The sequence below is a fragment of the Alteromonas sp. RKMC-009 genome (assembly GCF_003584565.2).
Taxonomy (GTDB): Bacteria; Pseudomonadota; Gammaproteobacteria; order Enterobacterales; family Alteromonadaceae; genus Alteromonas.
In genome coordinates this window covers 4,563,476-4,580,488 of sequence record NZ_CP031010.1, presented here as the reverse complement: position 1 = coordinate 4,580,488, position 17,013 = coordinate 4,563,476, and the positions used below count along the sequence as shown (strand labels likewise).

General features: G+C 50.3%; 15 protein-coding genes. 10 read left to right on the top strand and 5 right to left on the bottom strand.

Translation table 11 applies throughout. The features are described 5' to 3' along the window. From DS731_RS19980 to gpmA, 3 genes are all read right to left on the bottom strand, one after another. Entirely contained in the window at positions 1-756 is a 756-nt protein-coding gene (locus tag DS731_RS19980; protein WP_119502968.1) for a TVP38/TMEM64 family protein, read from the bottom strand. Beyond that, complete coding sequence (locus tag DS731_RS19975) at positions 749-1,468, bottom strand: glycosyltransferase family 2 protein (protein ID WP_119502967.1); 720 nt, start codon at positions 1,466-1,468, stop codon at positions 749-751. Before DS731_RS19975 ends, DS731_RS19980 begins: the two co-directional genes overlap by 8 nt. A gap of 128 nt (positions 1,469-1,596) precedes the next feature. Next, the gene (gene gpmA, locus DS731_RS19970; protein ID WP_119502966.1) at positions 1,597-2,343 is read right to left on the bottom strand and encodes a 2,3-diphosphoglycerate-dependent phosphoglycerate mutase; all 747 of its coding nucleotides are present in this window, start codon (positions 2,341-2,343) and stop codon (positions 1,597-1,599) included. Positions 2,344-2,719: 376 nt separating this feature from the next. Here gpmA and DS731_RS21985 point away from each other — a divergent pair, with 376 nt between their 5' ends. Continuing rightward, on the top strand, positions 2,720-2,893 hold the full coding sequence (locus tag DS731_RS21985; protein WP_161599188.1) for a hypothetical protein: 174 nt from the start codon (positions 2,720-2,722) through the stop codon (positions 2,891-2,893). 49 nt (positions 2,894-2,942) lie between these two features. On the opposite strand, the gene DS731_RS19965 is transcribed toward DS731_RS21985, so the two are convergent. Continuing rightward, complete coding sequence (locus tag DS731_RS19965) at positions 2,943-3,827, bottom strand: LysR family transcriptional regulator (RefSeq protein WP_119502965.1); 885 nt, start codon at positions 3,825-3,827, stop codon at positions 2,943-2,945. Between the two features lie 286 nt (positions 3,828-4,113). Here DS731_RS19965 and DS731_RS19960 point away from each other — a divergent pair, with 286 nt between their 5' ends. The 5 genes from DS731_RS19960 to DS731_RS19940 all read left to right on the top strand — a co-directional run bounded on the left by DS731_RS19960 (position 4,114) and on the right by DS731_RS19940 (position 9,922). Then, a complete protein-coding gene (locus DS731_RS19960) occupies positions 4,114-4,659 on the top strand; it encodes a DUF2271 domain-containing protein (protein WP_119502964.1) in 546 nt (181 codons plus the stop codon). Then, the gene (locus tag DS731_RS19955; protein ID WP_119502963.1) at positions 4,660-5,487 is read left to right on the top strand and encodes a DUF4198 domain-containing protein; all 828 of its coding nucleotides are present in this window, start codon (positions 4,660-4,662) and stop codon (positions 5,485-5,487) included. It abuts the gene before it with no gap. A 123-nt stretch (positions 5,488-5,610) separates the two neighbouring features. Continuing rightward, positions 5,611-6,654 (top strand): 5'-methylthioadenosine/S-adenosylhomocysteine nucleosidase family protein, encoded by a 1,044-nt coding sequence (locus tag DS731_RS19950; RefSeq protein WP_232373429.1) that lies wholly within the window; start codon positions 5,611-5,613, stop codon positions 6,652-6,654. A gap of 101 nt (positions 6,655-6,755) precedes the next feature. Continuing rightward, positions 6,756-7,988, top strand: coding sequence for a diguanylate cyclase (locus tag DS731_RS19945; protein ID WP_119502962.1), 1,233 nt, complete (start codon positions 6,756-6,758; stop codon positions 7,986-7,988). Between the two features lie 86 nt (positions 7,989-8,074). After that, positions 8,075-9,922, top strand: a complete 1,848-nt coding sequence (locus tag DS731_RS19940) for a serine hydrolase domain-containing protein (protein ID WP_119502961.1) — start codon at positions 8,075-8,077, stop codon at positions 9,920-9,922. Between the two features lie 44 nt (positions 9,923-9,966). Here the strand turns inward: DS731_RS19940 and DS731_RS19935 are convergent, their stop codons facing one another. Further along, positions 9,967-10,410, bottom strand: coding sequence for a DUF2721 domain-containing protein (locus tag DS731_RS19935; RefSeq protein ID WP_119502960.1), 444 nt, complete (start codon positions 10,408-10,410; stop codon positions 9,967-9,969). Positions 10,411-10,579: 169 nt separating this feature from the next. Between DS731_RS19935 and DS731_RS19930 the strand changes: the two genes are divergently transcribed. From DS731_RS19930 to DS731_RS19915, 4 genes are read left to right on the top strand one after another with little or no spacing between them, the layout of a single operon-like run. After that, entirely contained in the window at positions 10,580-11,950 is a 1,371-nt protein-coding gene (locus tag DS731_RS19930) for a TolC family protein (RefSeq protein WP_232373428.1), read from the top strand. Beyond that, the gene (locus tag DS731_RS19925) at positions 11,947-13,215 is read left to right on the top strand and encodes an efflux RND transporter periplasmic adaptor subunit (RefSeq protein WP_119502959.1); all 1,269 of its coding nucleotides are present in this window, start codon (positions 11,947-11,949) and stop codon (positions 13,213-13,215) included. Before DS731_RS19930 ends, DS731_RS19925 begins: the two co-directional genes overlap by 4 nt. Next, complete coding sequence (locus DS731_RS19920; protein ID WP_119502958.1) at positions 13,202-16,363, top strand: efflux RND transporter permease subunit; 3,162 nt, start codon at positions 13,202-13,204, stop codon at positions 16,361-16,363. The genes DS731_RS19925 and DS731_RS19920 overlap by 14 nt, the downstream gene beginning before the upstream one ends. After that, positions 16,341-17,012, top strand: coding sequence for a response regulator transcription factor (locus DS731_RS19915; protein ID WP_119502957.1), 672 nt, complete (start codon positions 16,341-16,343; stop codon positions 17,010-17,012). Before DS731_RS19920 ends, DS731_RS19915 begins: the two co-directional genes overlap by 23 nt. Position 17,013 lies beyond the last annotated feature (1 nt).

The window sequence follows — 17,013 nt, the reverse complement described above, 5'->3', positions numbered from 1 at the left end:
TTACTTTACCTCTGCCTTGTATGACGTACTGCTGTGAGCTGCCTTTGCCGGACAGGAAGGCAGAGAATCACTCAACATTTTGTCTGCCTTATAGCGGCGGTACAGATAGATGCTGAGCAGCATAGAGACACCCAGCATACACACACTGAAAGCGAGTTTCCAACCCGACTGAACGACGATCCCTTTACCCATCAACGCGAAGATTGCCATTTGCGGCATATAGCCCAAAGCAGATCCTGTGATGAAAGGGAGGGGGTTAACCGTGGTTACTCCGGCAATGATATTGGTAATCAAGTTGTTACCCAGCGGCAGCAAGCGAATCACAAATGCTTTCAAAAAGGTCTGGCCGGACAGGAAGCTGCTGATCCTGACAATTTTTACCGGGAACAATCGCTGTACAAGTTTCCGGGCAAACAGGCGCGAGACAAGAAAGCAAAGGGAACAGCTCACTGTTGCAGCAATAGTGGAATACACAAAGCCCTCAGTGAACCCGAATGCATAGCCGCCGAGAAAGGCAACACCTTGCCTCGGCACGCCGACAGAGAGTAAGCAGACAGCAACGACTAAAAACAGCAAAGCACCCTTAAGACCATTATTCCGGGTGTGCGCATCAATCCACTGCTGATTAAATTCGGAAAATGCAGGCAGAACATCGATGGCATAGCTCACACCACAGATTATCAGCACAACAAAAAAGAGCTTAAGTAAGACTGGCCTGATCTGCGACACAGTGAATTTCCCGGCTGGCTTATTCATTGATGATGTCCGCATGTTTGCAGCGTTTTTGCAGCCAGAGCACACCAAATAAATCCACTATCCCTACACCCAGACGGCCCAGCATATTGTATTTGGATGTACCGGTTTGACGGTCGCGGTGTGAGACTTCAATGACAACAATTTTACCGCCCATCCGGCGGATGAGGGCAGGTAAGAACCGGTGCATGTGATCAAAATACGGCAGGCGTCTGAATGTTTCTGCGGGAAAAACTTTCAGCCCGCATCCGGTATCTGGTGTGTCATCACCAAGCAGTGAGCTGCGAATCTTGTTGGCGACTTTTGATTGAAATCGCTTCCAGGCTGTATCTTTACGGGCTTTGCGGTAACCGGCGATACAGAAATGTTCTGAATCAGAAAATGCAGCAGCGGCTTTCAGCATGGCGGGTATATCAGCAGGATTGTTCTGGCCGTCAGCGTCAAGGGTGACAATCAGTTTTCCACTTGCATGGGCTACCCCGGTAAATATGGCGGTGCTTTGTCCCACAGAGCGTTTGTGCCGGATGAGTCGTACAGGCACAGAAGCGGTTTTGCTCACAGCCAGTATCCTGCCGGCGGTGTCATCAGTACTGCCATCATCAACATAAATAATTTCGTAAAGGCATTGCAGACCGGGAGTCTGAATAATTTCTTCAACGAGAGGGGCAATATTGTCCTGCTCATTTTTGGCAGGAATAATGACAGAAAGATCCAACTGAGTTCCTTTTCAACATAACGTTGTACTGCGAATCAGATGGAATCATACAGATAGAAACTTAAGAAAAGCTTAAGAATGAAGATAAGGCACACGCTGTTTTTCAGCGTGTGCCTAATAGATACGAATTACTTCGCTTTACCTTGTTTGGCAACGGCATCCATCATCGCTTTGATCGCTTCAGGGTCGCCCAGGTATTCTTTAGAAATTGGTTTCAGATCGGCATCCAGTTCGTATACCAGAGGTACACCGGTAGGAATGTTCAGTTCCAGCACTTCTTCTTCTGACATACCGTCCAGATACTTAACCAGTGCACGTAAGCTGTTACCGTGAGCGGCAATAACAACGCGTTTGCCATCCTGAATGGTAGGACGGATTACGTCGTGCCAGTAAGGCAGTACGCGGTCGATAGTCAGCGCCAGACTCTCTGCGCGGGGCAGAATGCTTGGATCAACATGGCTGTAACGACGGTCATGGCCGGGGAAGTGTTCGCTGCTTTCTTCAACAGCCGGAGGTGGTACGTCGAAGCTGCGACGCCAGATTTTCACCTGGTCTTCACCGTGTTTTGCTGCAGTTTCTGCTTTATCCAGACCTGTCAGGCCGCCGTAGTGACGTTCGTTCAGACGCCAGTGGCGTTGTACAGGCAGGTAATGCTGTCCCATTTCTTCCAGCGCGATGTTCAGTGTTTTGATTGCGCGCAGCAGTACAGAGGTATAAGCGATGTCAAACTCAAAGCCTGCATCTTTCATCAGTTTACCCGCGTTCTGTGCTTGCGCAACGCCGGTTTCAGTCAAATCCACATCGTGCCAGCCAGTGAAGCGGTTTTCCAGATTCCACTGACTTTCGCCGTGACGGATAAGTACCAATTTATACATAGAAGTTCCCTAAGTCCTGGTAATAGAAAAATGGTAAAGGCATACACACTGCTATGCCAATTTTACATTCAAAAGTGCCGCTATCATCCTTTATTCGCGGTTAAAAATCCAGTTTGAGGAAAGATGTTATACCAGATGATTTTGCTCAAAGCTTGACCATACGGGCGTTTCGGGAGAATGAGGCATGTGTCAAAAATCAGTCTGGTCTGAAATGTGCTTTATCAACGGTGAGTATGAATTTTCGGATGCGCCAGTCAGCATAAACTGAGCGACAAACCGGCAGTAAGGATTATTATCCCGGGCTATACAATATGCGCGGTTTAACGACCGCGGGCGAATAGCTCAGGCATGTCTAAGTTAGTCAGGAGTGATAACTATGTGTCTTGATACGATCAAAATTCAACGTAAACGTGGTAAAGCCATTAAAACAGGCGATAGCCGGGCTGAAAATGAAACCCGTACCGGTAAGCAATATCGCTATAAGGCACGGGGCACACGAACTTCACAACTAGTGAACAAAGCGGTATCTCACCCCGTTTACGCCAATTGAAGAGAAAAGGCCGGTTTAACCGGCCTTTTTTCATTTAGAACAAAGCGTTCTATATCAGTGAAAAAGATTCCTGCAAACACTTAACCGCAGCCAGTGTTTTTACTGGTGTTGCATCATGCTTCGGTGCAACCGCGTAGACATCATATTTCGGCGCTTTCCATTCAGGCAGAATGTTTACCAGTTTGCCAGTTTCTATGTACTCTCTGACTTCCGGCTCAGGCAGCACGGCGTAACCAAGGCCATCCAGAGTCAGGCGGATCAAAGCTTGTACCGAGTCCACCATCAGACGGGGCGGATTAGGGAGAGTTTTATCTTTTCCTTCCTGTGATTCCACATAATCCCGCATTCCCGGATGAGAAATATACGCATGGGGTGCTAAATCAGTACTGTTAACGGTATCCAGATCTGCCAGCGGATGGTTTGCTGCTACGCAGACAATCAGATCCCAGGTGGCCAGATGACGGCAATGCAGATTGACGTCGTTTACTTCCTGCAATGAAATCGCAAGATCCGCACCGCTGGCAATGACATCAGTAGTCTGGCTGGTTAATTCCAGTGCCACTTTAATTTTCGGAAATTCAGACAGTAATGCCTGCAAAGGTTTACTCAGCAGACCACCACCGAACCCTTCCGGCGCGACAATACGTAAGCGGCCTGAGGGTGTTTCCTGAAGTTGCTCAATCTGGTGCTGAGCCTCTTCTGCCACACGGATAAGTTCCATGCTGGTTTTATAATAAATGTGACCGGCCTCTGTCAGGCTGATGTGTCTGGTGTTACGGTTAAACAGACTGAGTCCGATTTCCTGTTCCAGTTTGCGCAACTGCTGGCTGATGGCAGACACGGTCATGTGAAGTTTTTTGGCTGCGATACTCATGTTGCTGGTATTAGCAACTTCAACGAAAATTTGCAGCGAACGGAGAAGCTTGGTGTTCATATAGCGAATGATTCCTGTGAAATCTCAGAAGAAATGAGTTGAGAATTCATGCGAGTCAGTTTAGTCTAAATGGAAATAATTCTCATTTCTTGATAATCCTTACTCAGCCAGAATAAGGGTGCAGGCTGAAAGAGTCGATTCCATCACGTTCAATCTGTAGGACAACGGGATAAACAGCTTGTTCCGGCGGGCTTATCAGGAGAAAGGGGAAGATTCCGACCCGGAATATACCGGGAATATGAATGTGCGCTGACATTAAAATTGTTCATTTAAGGAGTGTCTGTTAATGGGATGTACCGTGGTACGCCAATTGTCATCAGCAAAACGCCGTGGGTTAGCTGGTGCCGTTCTGTCTTTATCTCTCGCTGTTTTTCCTGTTTTGTCTCATGCCAGTGAAGTAAAGGTTACCTTGCCCCGTTTATCTGTGGCCGAATACCATGCACCTTATGTTGCCGTCTGGCTGGCTGATGCGAAGCAGAAACGGGTAAAAGACGTCGCCGTATGGTATGACGTGGAAATGGAAAACGGTAAAGGCGAAAAATGGCTGAAAGATTTGCGCCTGTGGTGGCGTCGCAGTGGCCGCAGTGCCGATTTACCTATGGACGGTGTAAGTGGTGCTACCCGTCGTCCCGGTGAGCACACCATCGACTTGTCAGGACAGTTCGATGATATTCCTGCCGGAGAATACACCCTGTACGTTGAAGCTGCCCGGGAACTGGGTGGCCGTGAAGTATTAAGCGTGCCTGTCACATTGCCTGTTTCTGCATCGCAACATCAGGTTGCAGAAGGTGAGCAGGAACTGTCTGAAATTGAATTAACTTTGGAGCCATAAATGAAAATTAAACATCTGATCGGTACCGGCGTTGTTGCCTTGTCTTTAATCGCAACACCGGCACTGGCTCACCGTGCATGGATTAAGCCGACAACCACTGTTGTGTCAGGCGATGACGAGTGGATCAGCTTCGATGCTGCCGTGGCAAATGGCATTTTTACCCCTGATCACTTCGCACTGGGCACAGAAGGTATTACGGTGACTTCGCCTTCCGGTAAAGAAGTGGCGAAGCAGCACGAACAGAAACTGCGCTACCGCAGTGTTTTCGACATCAATGTGAAGGAAGAAGGCACGTACCGTGTTGAAACGGCATCCCAGTCGCTGATGGCATTCTGGAAAGACGCAGACGGTAAGCGTCAGATGTGGCCCGGTCGCGGTAAAACCGGCACGCTGGAAGAATTCAACAAAGCAGTACCGAAAAAAGCAGACGGTCTGGAAGTGGTCGAATCATCACGCCGTATTAATGTATTTGCTACTCTGGGTGAACCTTCAGAAGATGCCATTAAACCTTCAGGTAAAGGCCTGGAGCTGGATGGTAAAACGCATCCGAATGACCTGTATACCGGTGAAGAAATCAGCCTTGGTTTTCTGATGGATGGCGGTGCTGCCACCGGCACGAAAGTGACTATTGTAAAAGACGGTGAAAAGTATCGTGATACTGACGATGCGATGAACCTTACAACCGACGCTGACGGCCAGATTGCAGTTACCTTTGAGGAGCCGGGCATGTACTGGCTGGAAGCTGAGTTTGAAGACGACAACGCAAAAGCACCGGCGCAGAAACGCCGTGGTATGTTCGTTCTGGTAATGGAAGTATTACCTCTGTAAACCATTTATTTTTTGCTAATTGGCAGCGCAGTTACCGCTTACTTACGAGGTAACTGCGCATTGTGTTTCTCCAGTATTTCCGCTTAAAATCCTTAATTCTTTTTACACATCCGGATTTTATCTATGACCCTTTCCATCACCGGTGCCCGCTCACTGGTTTTTGCATTATTTTCGTTGCTGATGCTGGGTGGCTGTGCAACGCCCTCCGTAGTAACCCCCGCTGATAACACGCTTTCAACGGAGGCTTTCGGACCAAAGCAGTTTCAACAGGAAGGTTTTACTGCCGTGGTGGTGGCATACGGGCCTGAAATGAAGGGGATTCTGGGCCGTATCGAGGCGGATCCCGGTGCTCAGATCACGCAGGTTGTGAAGTACAAAGGTGTGACTTATCGTATAGGTAAATACCATGATGAACCCATTCTTGTATTTGCGACGGGCATGAGTATCGCCAATGCTGCACTGACCATGCAGATGGCTTTCGATTATTTTCCTGTAAAACAGGTGGTGTACATGGGGATTGCCGGCGCGGTGAATCCTGACTGGCAGCCGGGTGACGTGATTGTGCCTGAGCGCTGGTACTATCATGATGAAAGCGTGTACACCAATCCGGATAAACAAAACCCGGGCAATTACGTGTTGCCGGAATATTACGCCAGATTTTTGCAGGAACAGCCGGAGCGCAGACAAGCGGACCCGCATCTGCCGGCATACAAGAACTTTCACTTCATCCAGCCTGACGAAGTGCTGATCATTAAAGACGGCCTGGATGAGCCGGTCGATACGGCTTATTTCTCTGCTACCCCCCGTTTGCTGGATGCAGCAAGAAGTGCCATGCTGGCCTTGCCGGACCAGATGATTCTTGGCGAACGCAAAGCAAAATTAACGGTAGGCGGTAACGGCGTGACAGGTTCGGTATTTCTGGATAACCGCGAATACCGCCAGTGGACACGTGATGTATTCAAGGCCGAAGTGACAGAAATGGAATCTGCTGCAGTCGGTCAGGTTTGCACGATAAATGATGTAGATTGGGTTATAATTCGTGCAATCAGCGATCTTGCCGGCGGGCAGGAAGGCGTAAATGTAGAACATATCTACGATCAGGAAGTGTCGCGGGTGGGTGCAAACGTATTGTTTGCTGTACTCGACGCATTAGCCAGGGAAGATTAATGGCTGCGAAGGTTATACATCAGTATAACTTTCGTATTTTGTTAACGCATTATTCTTTTTTATTGGTTATGCTGGTATGACAAGTTGTTCAGGTTGTAGTTATGTTTAAAATTCTCGTTGTCGAAGACAGTCAGATAGTCCGTAAAATTTTAAATAAGCTGGTGGAAGATAACCCCCACTTTCACAGTGTGCTGTGTTCGGATTATGCTGAAGCAAAGCAGAAGCTGGATAGCGGCGAAGAATTTCTGGCAGCGATAGTCGACCTGAACCTGCCCGACGCTCCGCGTGGTGAAATCGTAGAGCTGATGCTCTCTCATGACGTACCTACGGCCGTACTGACCGGTAACTTTGATGAGACATTACGTACCTCCCTCATCGACAAAGGCGTACTTGACTACATCACCAAAGAATCCCGCTATTCCTACATGCAGGTTATCAAGCTGATTGACCGCCTGCGTAAAAATCTGACCACCAAAGTACTGGTGGTTGATGATTCCACTACCAGTAACTCTTACCTGTGTGCTTTTCTGCGCAAATTCCGTTTTCAGGTGTTGTCAGCATTTGACGGAGTGGAAGCGTTGCAGGTACTGGCTGAAAATCCGGATATTAAACTGGTTATCTCTGACTACATGATGCCGAATATGGACGGCTTTGAACTGGTTAAAGCCGTGCGTCAGGATCGTAACTTCCAGGACCTGGTGTTTATTGGTTTATCTGCCAACGGTAACAGTGTGTTATCTGCCAAGTTCATTAAAAGCGGCGCTAATGACTTCCTGAGTAAGCCGTTTTATCACGAAGAGTTTTTCTGCCGGGTGCTTCAAAACCTCGAAGCCCAGGAGATGCTGGTCACCATCCGCGATTCCGCGAATCTGGACCCGCTGACAAAAACATACAACCGGCGTTACCTGTTTGAACAGGGCGAGGCATTGTTCAAAAATGAAGGGCGTCTGGGCGGACTTACTGTAGCCATGATTGACGTTGATGACTTTAAACAGGTTAATGATACCTACGGACACAAAGCCGGCGACCATCTGTTACAGGAATTTGCCAGCCTGATGGGAGATTGTTTCGGTAAAGATCTCTATGCCCGCTATGGTGGTGAGGAATTCACTGTAATTTCAACCCGTGATTACGCTGCTTTGCTGGACGATTTGAATATCTTTCTGACAAAAGTCCGCGAGCATGAGTTCACCGAGCATCGTCTCAATCTTACCTGCAGCATAGGCGTGTGTGCGGAAGAGATGCAGAATCTGGAACAACTGGTAGAGAAAGCTGATGCCCGGTTATACCGTGCTAAATATTCAGGCAAGGATCAGATTGTCGATATGGATTGATGCTGTTCTCTGAGCAGCAAAGATAGCGGTGTCTTTGGTCCGGGACTGACCAGTAAAAGAATTACAATTTGCAAAAGGATATTTGTATGACCCGTGTCTCCCGTCTGCCGGCGATGTGCTGGCTCGCTTTTGTTATGCTTTTCCCTGCTCTCAGTGCTGCCGGTGACAGTGTGCCGGCCTCTGTGGATGAACTCGACGCTGCTATTGAAGAAATCTTAGAAGACAGCCACATTCCCTCAATGGCCTGGGCTGTCATTCGACCCGGTCAGGCCGCCCATATTAATACCTTCGGGGTAAAAGCGCCCGGCTCATCTCAGGCGGTAACGCCTTCCACGACTTACCGTATCGCTTCCATCAGTAAAATGTTCGTAGGTATCGCTGCTATGCGACTTATTGAACAGGGACGCATCAATCCTGAAGACAATGTCAGGGACGTTTTGCCTGATCTTCAATTTGAAAACCCCTGGCAAGCGACTCATCCGCTGAAGGTTAAGCATTTACTTGAAAGTACCACCGGCTGGGATGATTTGTCGCTGAAGGAACACGTGTATGACAACGCTGATGTGATGCCCTTCAGTGAAGCTTTCGGGATAAATCCTGACAGCAGGGTATCCCGCTGGGCGCCCGGCACCCGTCATGCGTATTCTAATTCTGCGGCGGTGGCCACCGCTATGCTGATAGAACAGGTAACCGGTCAGCCTTTTACAGACTATATCCGCGATACCCTCTTTATTCCCCTTGGATTTGAAAATACGTTTTACGCAGAGCCTGAGCAGAACAGCGATGCTGCATCCGGCGTCAGCGGTGGTCAGGTTGTGCCTCATCAACACCTGTTGATGTATCCGTCAGGCGGCGTCTCATCCAGTATCAATGATCAGGCTAAGTTGCTGGCATTCTTTACCGGACGCGGTTCGCCACTGCTCAGCATAGACAGTGTTAACCGCATGGAGGTGAGTGATACCACGAATGTGCATCACTTCGATGGTGGTTACGGCATCTATAATTTTGCCCGCTACTACGGCGGATATGCCTACCGGGGGCATGACGGGGCGTTAACCGGCTGGACATCAGAGCTGGCGTATTCTCCAAAGGGTGGATACGGGTTTGTGATTTTGCAGAACAGCGATGATGCCAGTGTGCTGTATAAGGTGGGAAGAAAAATCAGTGACTTCCTGGTTTCGCAGACAGATACCCCTTCAGTGATAAGTCAGCCGGCACCGGATGAATGGAAGCAAAAGTCCGGCTACTACCGGTTTATTAATACCCGTATAGAAAAGCAGTATTTTATCGAGCGTCTGGTAGCGCCCGTTATGATTAATGTGGAGGATGACGGAGCGAAGCTGTCCAGCGTGTTTCCGCCGGGTTGGAACCGGGAATTAACCTACGCCGGTGACAATCGCTGGCAAAACGAAAAGGGTGAGATTGTGATGGCAGCGGCCACGGATCCCCTTGCCGGTGAGGTTGTTCATTACGGCGATCGGGTACTGGTGAAAGTCTCAGCCTTCAACGCTGTTGCCGATAAGGTCGTGTTATTTGCCTGGCTAATCTTCTTACTTATTGCGCTGTTGTATACACCGGTCTGGCTGATAAATAACGCCAGGGGGAAAATTACCACGGTACACGGAAAACAACTACGTAAGTGGATGTCACTGTCAGCGGTCAGTGCATTTGTTTTTCTGCTCACGCTGGGCGTTGGCATGAGCAACCCTTTTGTTTATCTGGCGGCACCCGGTTTAATGTCGGTTGTCTTGTTCATCAGCTCTGTTGTTCTGCCTCTGGTGACAGTATGGGCAGGCATTCAGACGGTCATTTACAGCCGTTCAGGTGCATCCCGCTGGCTGAAGGGCTTTGTGCTGATATTCATTGTGCTGCAACTGATGGTTGTCGCTTATCTTGCGTATTTTAGTGCGGCCGGTATCGTTTCCTGGACATAAACAGTAATGGCTGACAGCGCGATGCTGTCAGCCAGCCCGCACTCTCAGTGTACGTTACGGGTATATTCGATGGTTTTGGTAGCAAGCCGTACCTCTACCAGAAATACCAGTAAGGCTGATATCAGTGATGCCATTGCCAGGATAAACAGTGTGATGACCAGCGTATCGAGATTGATGCGCCATAATTCACCGGAAAACAAAGTAACAATCACCGAGCACACCAGCAAACCTGCGGTCACACACAGGCCGATCGCCCAGTTAATCACACCCACTCTGCGCCACAGCATAATAATTTCACGTTTGTTTTTCTGGATCCGCTCAGCATCAGCAAAGGTTTGGATATTCCGTTCAGCTACCCGTACGCGGTCGGAAATACGACCCAGACGGCCAGACATCACGTTCAGAAAGCCGGCGATACCGGCAAGCAAAAATACCGGCGCAACGGCAATTTTAATGAGTTCAGAAAGGGGGGTGATTAAAGTATCCAATGAATAAAACCTGCTAATTCAACAACCGCGCAAGTTTATCCTATGCCCCGTGCAATTTCACCCGCCCGGGTTCTGACTGGCCCATATTGAACGGTGTAATCAGGGCGTTAACCCGGCCTTAACCCTGACTGATGTAATGTTGCAGCATACGAGTAAACCGGGTGTAGTAATGAAGATGAATTTGCCGGTGCTCACAGTGAGCATCGCATTAATACTGTCTGGGTGTGCCAGCACCGGAGACACCACTGATAAAGCATTAAGTGAACGGGTGACTGAGGAAATGGGGAACACGGTATCCTGGTTGCCTCAGTCAGACTCTGCTGTGAGAACAGCCAGTCTTGATCAGTTGTTGCCGGTAGAAGCCGTGCAGGCGCTGGTGGACGAGGCGATAGCGCATAACCCCGGTTTGCAGCAAACACTCATTACACTGAAGCAATCGAAAATACGGGAGACGTCTGCCAATGCGTCCCGCCTGCCACAGGCATCGGCCAGCTTGTCCGGTAATAACAGTGAAAATACTGACACCTCCTACAGTGCTTCGGTGAATGTCAGCTGGGAAATTGATATCTGGAACCGCATCGGTGACAGTGTGGATGCCGCGGCTTTTACTACCCGCAGTAATGCGGCGGCGTTGCAGTCGGCAAGGGCCACGCTGGCGGCCAGTGTGATGCAGGGCTACCTCGATATCATCAGCCAGCAGAAAATTCTGGATATTGAAAAGAAGAAGCTGGCCGCGCTTGAGAACAGCGAGAGCATCATTTTAAACCGTTACCGTACCGGTCTGGGCACGCTGGCCGATTTAGATACAGCCCGTACCAGCAGTGCAACGTCACGGGCCAATATTGCTGAATATGAAAATAATCTGGCCAGTTCAAAACGTGCACTGGCGGTCTTGCTGGGGCGCAGCGATATGTCACTGGCTGATGTTGCCATCAGCGAATCGTTCCCCGATGTGGTGTTGCCGCTGGCTGCGTTGCCGGAACAGGACCTGGCGCGGCGTCCTGATCTGATGGCGGCGTATTATCAGATTAAAGCTAACGAATCCTCCGAAAAAGTGGCGTACAAACAATTACTGCCGTCACTGAATATTACCGCGGCCCTGAGTGACTCAGGCGCAACACCCGCGCTTTCGTTATTTAAAGACCCCGTGTGGAGCTTACTGAGCAGTATTACGGCACCGCTGTTTCAGGGGGGTGAGCTGCGGGCCAATATCGCGCTGGCAGAGCTGGATACATTGAACAGCTGGTGGAACTATCAGGACACCCTGCTTACCGCTGTGCAGGAAGTGCAGGCAACACTGGATCTGGAAAACAGCTATCAGCGCCGGCAACTGTATATCAGTCAGGCTTACAGTAATTCGCGGCGCAGTCAGGATAACTACACCAGTCAGTACCGTCAGGGGCTGAGTGATATTCTCGATTTATTGTCAGTTACCCAGACTACCTATTCTCTTGAAGCGCAACTGGTTCAGCTTCAGCGCAATCAACTTTCAAACCGTATCGATTTAGGGCTGGCACTCGGCCTTGGAGTATCGTCATGAGTCAGCAACGTAAAACACTTTTCATCACTCTGGGCGCTGTCTGCGTGGTCATTCTTGCTGTTATGTTAATTGGGGGAAATGGTGCACCACCGGGACCGCCGGGCGCGCCGTCTTCTGCTTCTGCGGCAAAGCCTGATTCTGCCGGCACAGAAAATGGTAACGAGAAGACGCAACAGGCTGCACCGGCAGGCAGGATGCCGGGCGCAGGGCAACAGCAAACCACTACCATTCCTGAAGTGGGTGTGGTCAGTGTGGCTGCAAAGTCTCATAAGGCCAATGTAGAAGGTTACGGTCAGGTAAACCCCCGTTTTAATCTGACGTTATCTGCGCAGGTATCCGGACAGGTACAGTCGCTGAGCAAACGGTTTGAAACCGGCGCACAGTTTAATAAAGGGGATGTGCTGGCCACCATCGACAATACCGATTATGAGCAGGCTGTAGCGGCAGCACAGGCTACGCTGGAAGACGCAAAAGTGGCGCTGGAAGAAGAACGCTTACAGGGTCAACAGGCACTGTCTGAATGGCAACGCTCCGGACTGGAAGGTGAGCCATCATCTTCTCTGGTTCTGCGCGGACCGCAATTGGCTGCGGCAGAAGCCACAGTTGCCCAGGCAGAAAAAGCGCTGGCGCAGGCGCAGCGTGACCTGGCCTTTACTCAAATTACTTCACCGTTTAACAGTGTGGTGGTAACCCGCAGCATTCAGCCTGGCAGCTTTGTGCAATCCGGCGCTGAAGTAGCCGCATTGTATGCCACGAATGTAGCAGAAATCGCCATACCGCTGTCAGCGACACAATGGAACAACCTGCCGTCACCGGCGACACTGAAACAAACGCCCTGGCCGGTCACACTGACCGACATGGACGGTTTAACCCATTGGGAAGGTGTGGTTGAGCGGGTAGAGCAGCATCTGGACACCACATCCCGACAGCGAAGCGCGATCGTGGTGGTCAACGACCCGCTTGCTCAGGCATCTCCGCTGTATTTTGGTACGTATGTGGTGGCAGAAATTGCCGGCCGTGAGTGGCAGGATGTGTGGCAAATTCCGTCTTCTGCAATTTCGCAGAAACAGGAAGTCTGGTACGTCACGCAAAGCAACACGCTGGATAAATTTACCCCGCAGGTGTTGTTTATGGAAAACGGTCACGCCTACATTACGCCAGTTGCCGGTATGGAGAGCGCGAAAGTGGTTGTGCGGCCGCTGAACAGTTACCTCGTTAATATGAAAGTAAATCCGGTAGCGGAGGTCGGCAATGGCGGCGAATAACAGCAGTATCATCGGCTGGTTTGCCCGCAACCCGGTGGCGGCAAATCTGTTAATGCTGGGAATGATCATTGTTGGTCTTGCGTCTTTGGGTGATATCCGTAAAGAAGCTTTCCCCAGCATGGATCCCCGCTTTATCAATGTCTCCATGACCTACGACAGCGGTGACGCAGTACAGGCCGAAGAGGGCATTGCGATTAACATCGAAAATGCGCTGGAAGGTGTGCCGGGTATTAAGCGCATTACCTCGACGTCTACGGCCAGTGGCAGTAACGTACAGATTGAAAAGGAAAGTGATTACGATCTCGATACGCTGCTTACGGATGTGAAAACCAAGGTAGACAGTATCTTCAACTTTCCGTCTGATGCAGAAAAGCCGGTGATATCCAAAGGACGGCGTCAGGATCACGTGATTTGGGTGCAGCTCTACGGTGATACTGACCACGCAACATTGCAACAACTGGGCGATCAGTTGGAGCGGGATTTACTTGCCAAAGACGGTATCCGTGAGGTCAGTACGCCTAACTTTATTGACCCCATGATGTCCATCGAAATCGACGAGGCTAAGTTACAGGCATACGGGCTGACCATGTCTGATATCGCTGATGCCATTAATCAGGAGTCGGCTACCGCCCTCACAACCAGCCTGCGAAACAAAGAGAAGGTGATCCGTCTTAAAGCCTCTGAGCAGGCTTATTACGCAGAAGACTTTGCCAATATTCCGCTACTGGCCGATGACAGCGGCACATTCCTGACAATCGGTGATGTGGCTGACGTGACCGACATTTTTGCCGACGATGCCTACACGCTGGCCCGGTACAATGGCGTGAACGGCTATGGTATCCAGATCGTGATGGATGAAAACGGCGATGTGGTGAACATGGTGGCACAGGCGAAAAGTGTGGTAGAAGAGTGGCATGAGCGGGGTCTGTTACCGGAAGGCGTAGAGCTGGAAACCTGGTATGACCGCAGCACCATGATTACCGACCGTCTCGCCCTGCTGACAAAAAATGCGCTGTCCGGCATCGTGCTTGTATTTATCACGCTGGCAGTGTTTCTGAATCTTCGCGTGGCATTCTGGGTGGCCGCCGGTCTGCCGTTTATCTTCTTTGGTACCCTGTTTTTCATGACTGACAGCTTCGTTGATATGACCATCAACGAAATGACTACCTTCGGGTTTATTATGGCGCTGGGTATCGTGGTGGACGATGCCGTGGTGGTGGGGGAAAGTGTATACGCTACCAGGCAGAAATACGGAGATACGCTGCAAAACACCATCAAAGGCACCATGCGGGTTGCCGTACCCACATTGTTCGGGGTACTGACGACTGTTGCGACGTTCTTTGCATTGTCTAACGTGGAAGGCGGACTGGGTAAACTGTATTCCCAGTTCGGCATGATTGTCACTATCTGTCTTCTGCTGTCGGTGGTGGAATCTAAACTCATTTTACCTTCTCACCTGGCCCATTTACCTACGCACAGAAAACCCCGTAAGGGCATTGCTGATCTGTGGGGCAAAGTGCAGCGCGGTGCTGATCGCGGTTTAAGTTTCTTCAACGAACGGATGTATCAGCCGGCACTGCGCAAAGCCATTCAATATCGCTATGCCGCCGTCATGCTGTTTGTCGCTCTGTTTATTCTGGTGATTGGTATGCCAATGAACGGTGTGGTGCGGGTAGGCTTTTTCCCCAGTATGCCCGGTGACACAGTGGAAGCGTCAATGACGTTGCAGAGTGATGCCAGCTTCGGTCAGAACGAGAAAAACCTGACTCGGCTCGAAAACACGCTTAATCAAGCGGATGATTTTCTGATGAACAATCTGGGCCTTGAAGGTTCAGGCATCGCCAATTTGCAGGTGACGGCGTCCGGTGATCAGAGTGGCAGCATCATTGTTTCACTGGCAGAGGGTCAACCTTACTCGCTGGATGAACTGGCGTCGAAATGGCGTGAGCTTGCCGGTGAACCTGAAGGGGTGAAGCAATTAAAAATTCAGTCCCGCAGGGAAATGGTAAACGCCTTCCAGGTGGAGCTGAAGAGCATAAGTGACAGTACGCTGACGGCAGCAGAAGCTTCATTCCGCGAGGCGCTGGCTAACATCGATGGTGTGCACAGTGTAGAAAGCTCACTGACACCGGGTGAAGCTATGTTGCGTTTCGAATTGACGCCGCAGGGCCGCGCACTGGGCATGGACACAAAGAGCTTGTCACAGCAGTTGCTGCGGGCATTTGGTGGTGAAATTGTGCAGCGCTATTTGCGCGATAAAAACGAAGTAAAAGTGCGGGTACGTTACCCTGAAGCAGACCGGGCGAACCCTGCCGATATCCTGAACGCCCGTGTGCGTTTGAACGACGGCACTGTGGTGCCGCTGGACGTGGTTGCCCGTATTATCCCTGACAGCCAGCAAAAGCAAATCACCCGGATTGATGGTTTGCGGGCGCTTACTGTCTCTGCATCCGTTGTCAGTGACAAAATCACCTCCACTGAGCTGGTGGAAAAACTGAACAGTGAACTGGTGCCGGTGCTTACCCGCCAGTATCCGGATTTGTCAGTGCATTTTGCCGGTGAAGCAGAGCAGCAGGAAGAAACACAAAGTTCTATGGAAACGGTGTTTATCCTGGCACTGGTGGCCATCTACGCTCTGCTTGCCATTCCGCTTAAATCTTATGTTCAGCCAGTGATCATTATGATGGCAATCCCCTTTGGTGTGGTAGGCGCTATCCTCGGTCACTGGAGTAACGGTTTGATGATGAGTCTGTTGTCTCTGAACGGTATTCTTGCCCTCAGCGGCGTGGTGGTGAACGATTCGTTGCTGCTGGTTTCCCGTTATAACGAGTTACGCCGTTTTGGTGCCGATGTGCAGGACGCCATTATCGAGTCGTGTAGCAGCCGCCTGCGGGCAGTATTGCTGACATCCGTGACGACGTTTGCCGGGCTGTATCCTATTCTCGGGGAAACCTCCAAACAAGCACAGTTTCTGATCCCTGCTGCAGCATCGCTGGGCTATGGTATTCTGTTTGCTACTGTCATCACCCTGTTGTTAATTCCTGCACTGGTGTTAATTAATGAAGATGTGCGAAGCCTGATGGTGAGTGGCCGTGAGCATTTAAAAAAACGTTTCGGAGACCGCGATGACCACATTACTGCTGGTTGAAGACGATTTAGATTTAGCCGGAAACATTGTTGATTATCTGGCACTGGAAGATTTCGACTGCGATCATGCCAGTAACGGTGTGGCGGCACTGAATTTTCTTGCTGAAAACGAATATGCCGTGGTGATCCTGGACATTAATCTGCCGAGACTGGATGGCCTGTCTGTGTGTGAACGGTTACGTGAAAAGGGCGACGACACACCGGTTATCATGCTCACCGCACGGGATCAGTTAGATGACAAGCTGGCAGGGTTTGCTAAAGGTGCTGATGATTATCTGGTAAAACCCTTCGCCATGGCCGAGCTGGTGGCGCGTTTGCAGGCGCTGTCGCTACGACGAAGCGGGCAGGTAAAGCAATTGCGATGCGGTGAACTGTGTGTGGATGTGAACGGGAAAACTGCCACGCTGGCAGGTGAGCCGGTGAAAATGAGTCCTACAGCGTTTATCGTACTCGAACAACTGGTGCGGGCATACCCTGCGCCGGTCTCCCGTGAAATGCTGTCCCAGGCCGTGTGGGGCGAAAACCGGCCGGACTCCAATAGCCTGAAAGTACATATTCATCATTTGAGAAAGGCACTGGGGAAAGAAAGCGGTTTGGATGTGCAGTCTGCTACCGGTGTAGGGTTTAGATTAGTGTCCGGAGCGCAATAGC

What these genes read in the sequence shown, in the direction of transcription:
- DS731_RS19980 (WP_119502968.1), bottom strand. Translation starts at nt 756, where the DNA reads ATGAATAAGCCAGCCGGGAAATTCACTGTGTCGCAGATCAGGCCAGTC.
- gpmA (WP_119502966.1), bottom strand. Translation starts at nt 2,343, where the DNA reads ATGTATAAATTGGTACTTATCCGTCACGGCGAAAGTCAGTGGAATCTG.
- DS731_RS21985 (WP_161599188.1), top strand. Translation starts at nt 2,720, where the DNA reads ATGTGTCTTGATACGATCAAAATTCAACGTAAACGTGGTAAAGCCATT.
- DS731_RS19965 (WP_119502965.1), bottom strand. Translation starts at nt 3,827, where the DNA reads ATGAACACCAAGCTTCTCCGTTCGCTGCAAATTTTCGTTGAAGTTGCT.
- DS731_RS19960 (WP_119502964.1), top strand. Translation starts at nt 4,114, where the DNA reads ATGGGATGTACCGTGGTACGCCAATTGTCATCAGCAAAACGCCGTGGG.
- DS731_RS19955 (WP_119502963.1), top strand. Translation starts at nt 4,660, where the DNA reads ATGAAAATTAAACATCTGATCGGTACCGGCGTTGTTGCCTTGTCTTTA.
- DS731_RS19950 (WP_232373429.1), top strand. Translation starts at nt 5,611, where the DNA reads ATGACCCTTTCCATCACCGGTGCCCGCTCACTGGTTTTTGCATTATTT.
- DS731_RS19945 (WP_119502962.1), top strand. Translation starts at nt 6,756, where the DNA reads ATGTTTAAAATTCTCGTTGTCGAAGACAGTCAGATAGTCCGTAAAATT.
- DS731_RS19940 (WP_119502961.1), top strand. Translation starts at nt 8,075, where the DNA reads ATGACCCGTGTCTCCCGTCTGCCGGCGATGTGCTGGCTCGCTTTTGTT.
- DS731_RS19930 (WP_232373428.1), top strand. Translation starts at nt 10,580, where the DNA reads ATGAAGATGAATTTGCCGGTGCTCACAGTGAGCATCGCATTAATACTG.
- DS731_RS19925 (WP_119502959.1), top strand. Translation starts at nt 11,947, where the DNA reads ATGAGTCAGCAACGTAAAACACTTTTCATCACTCTGGGCGCTGTCTGC.
- DS731_RS19920 (WP_119502958.1), top strand. Translation starts at nt 13,202, where the DNA reads ATGGCGGCGAATAACAGCAGTATCATCGGCTGGTTTGCCCGCAACCCG.
- DS731_RS19915 (WP_119502957.1), top strand. Translation starts at nt 16,341, where the DNA reads ATGACCACATTACTGCTGGTTGAAGACGATTTAGATTTAGCCGGAAAC.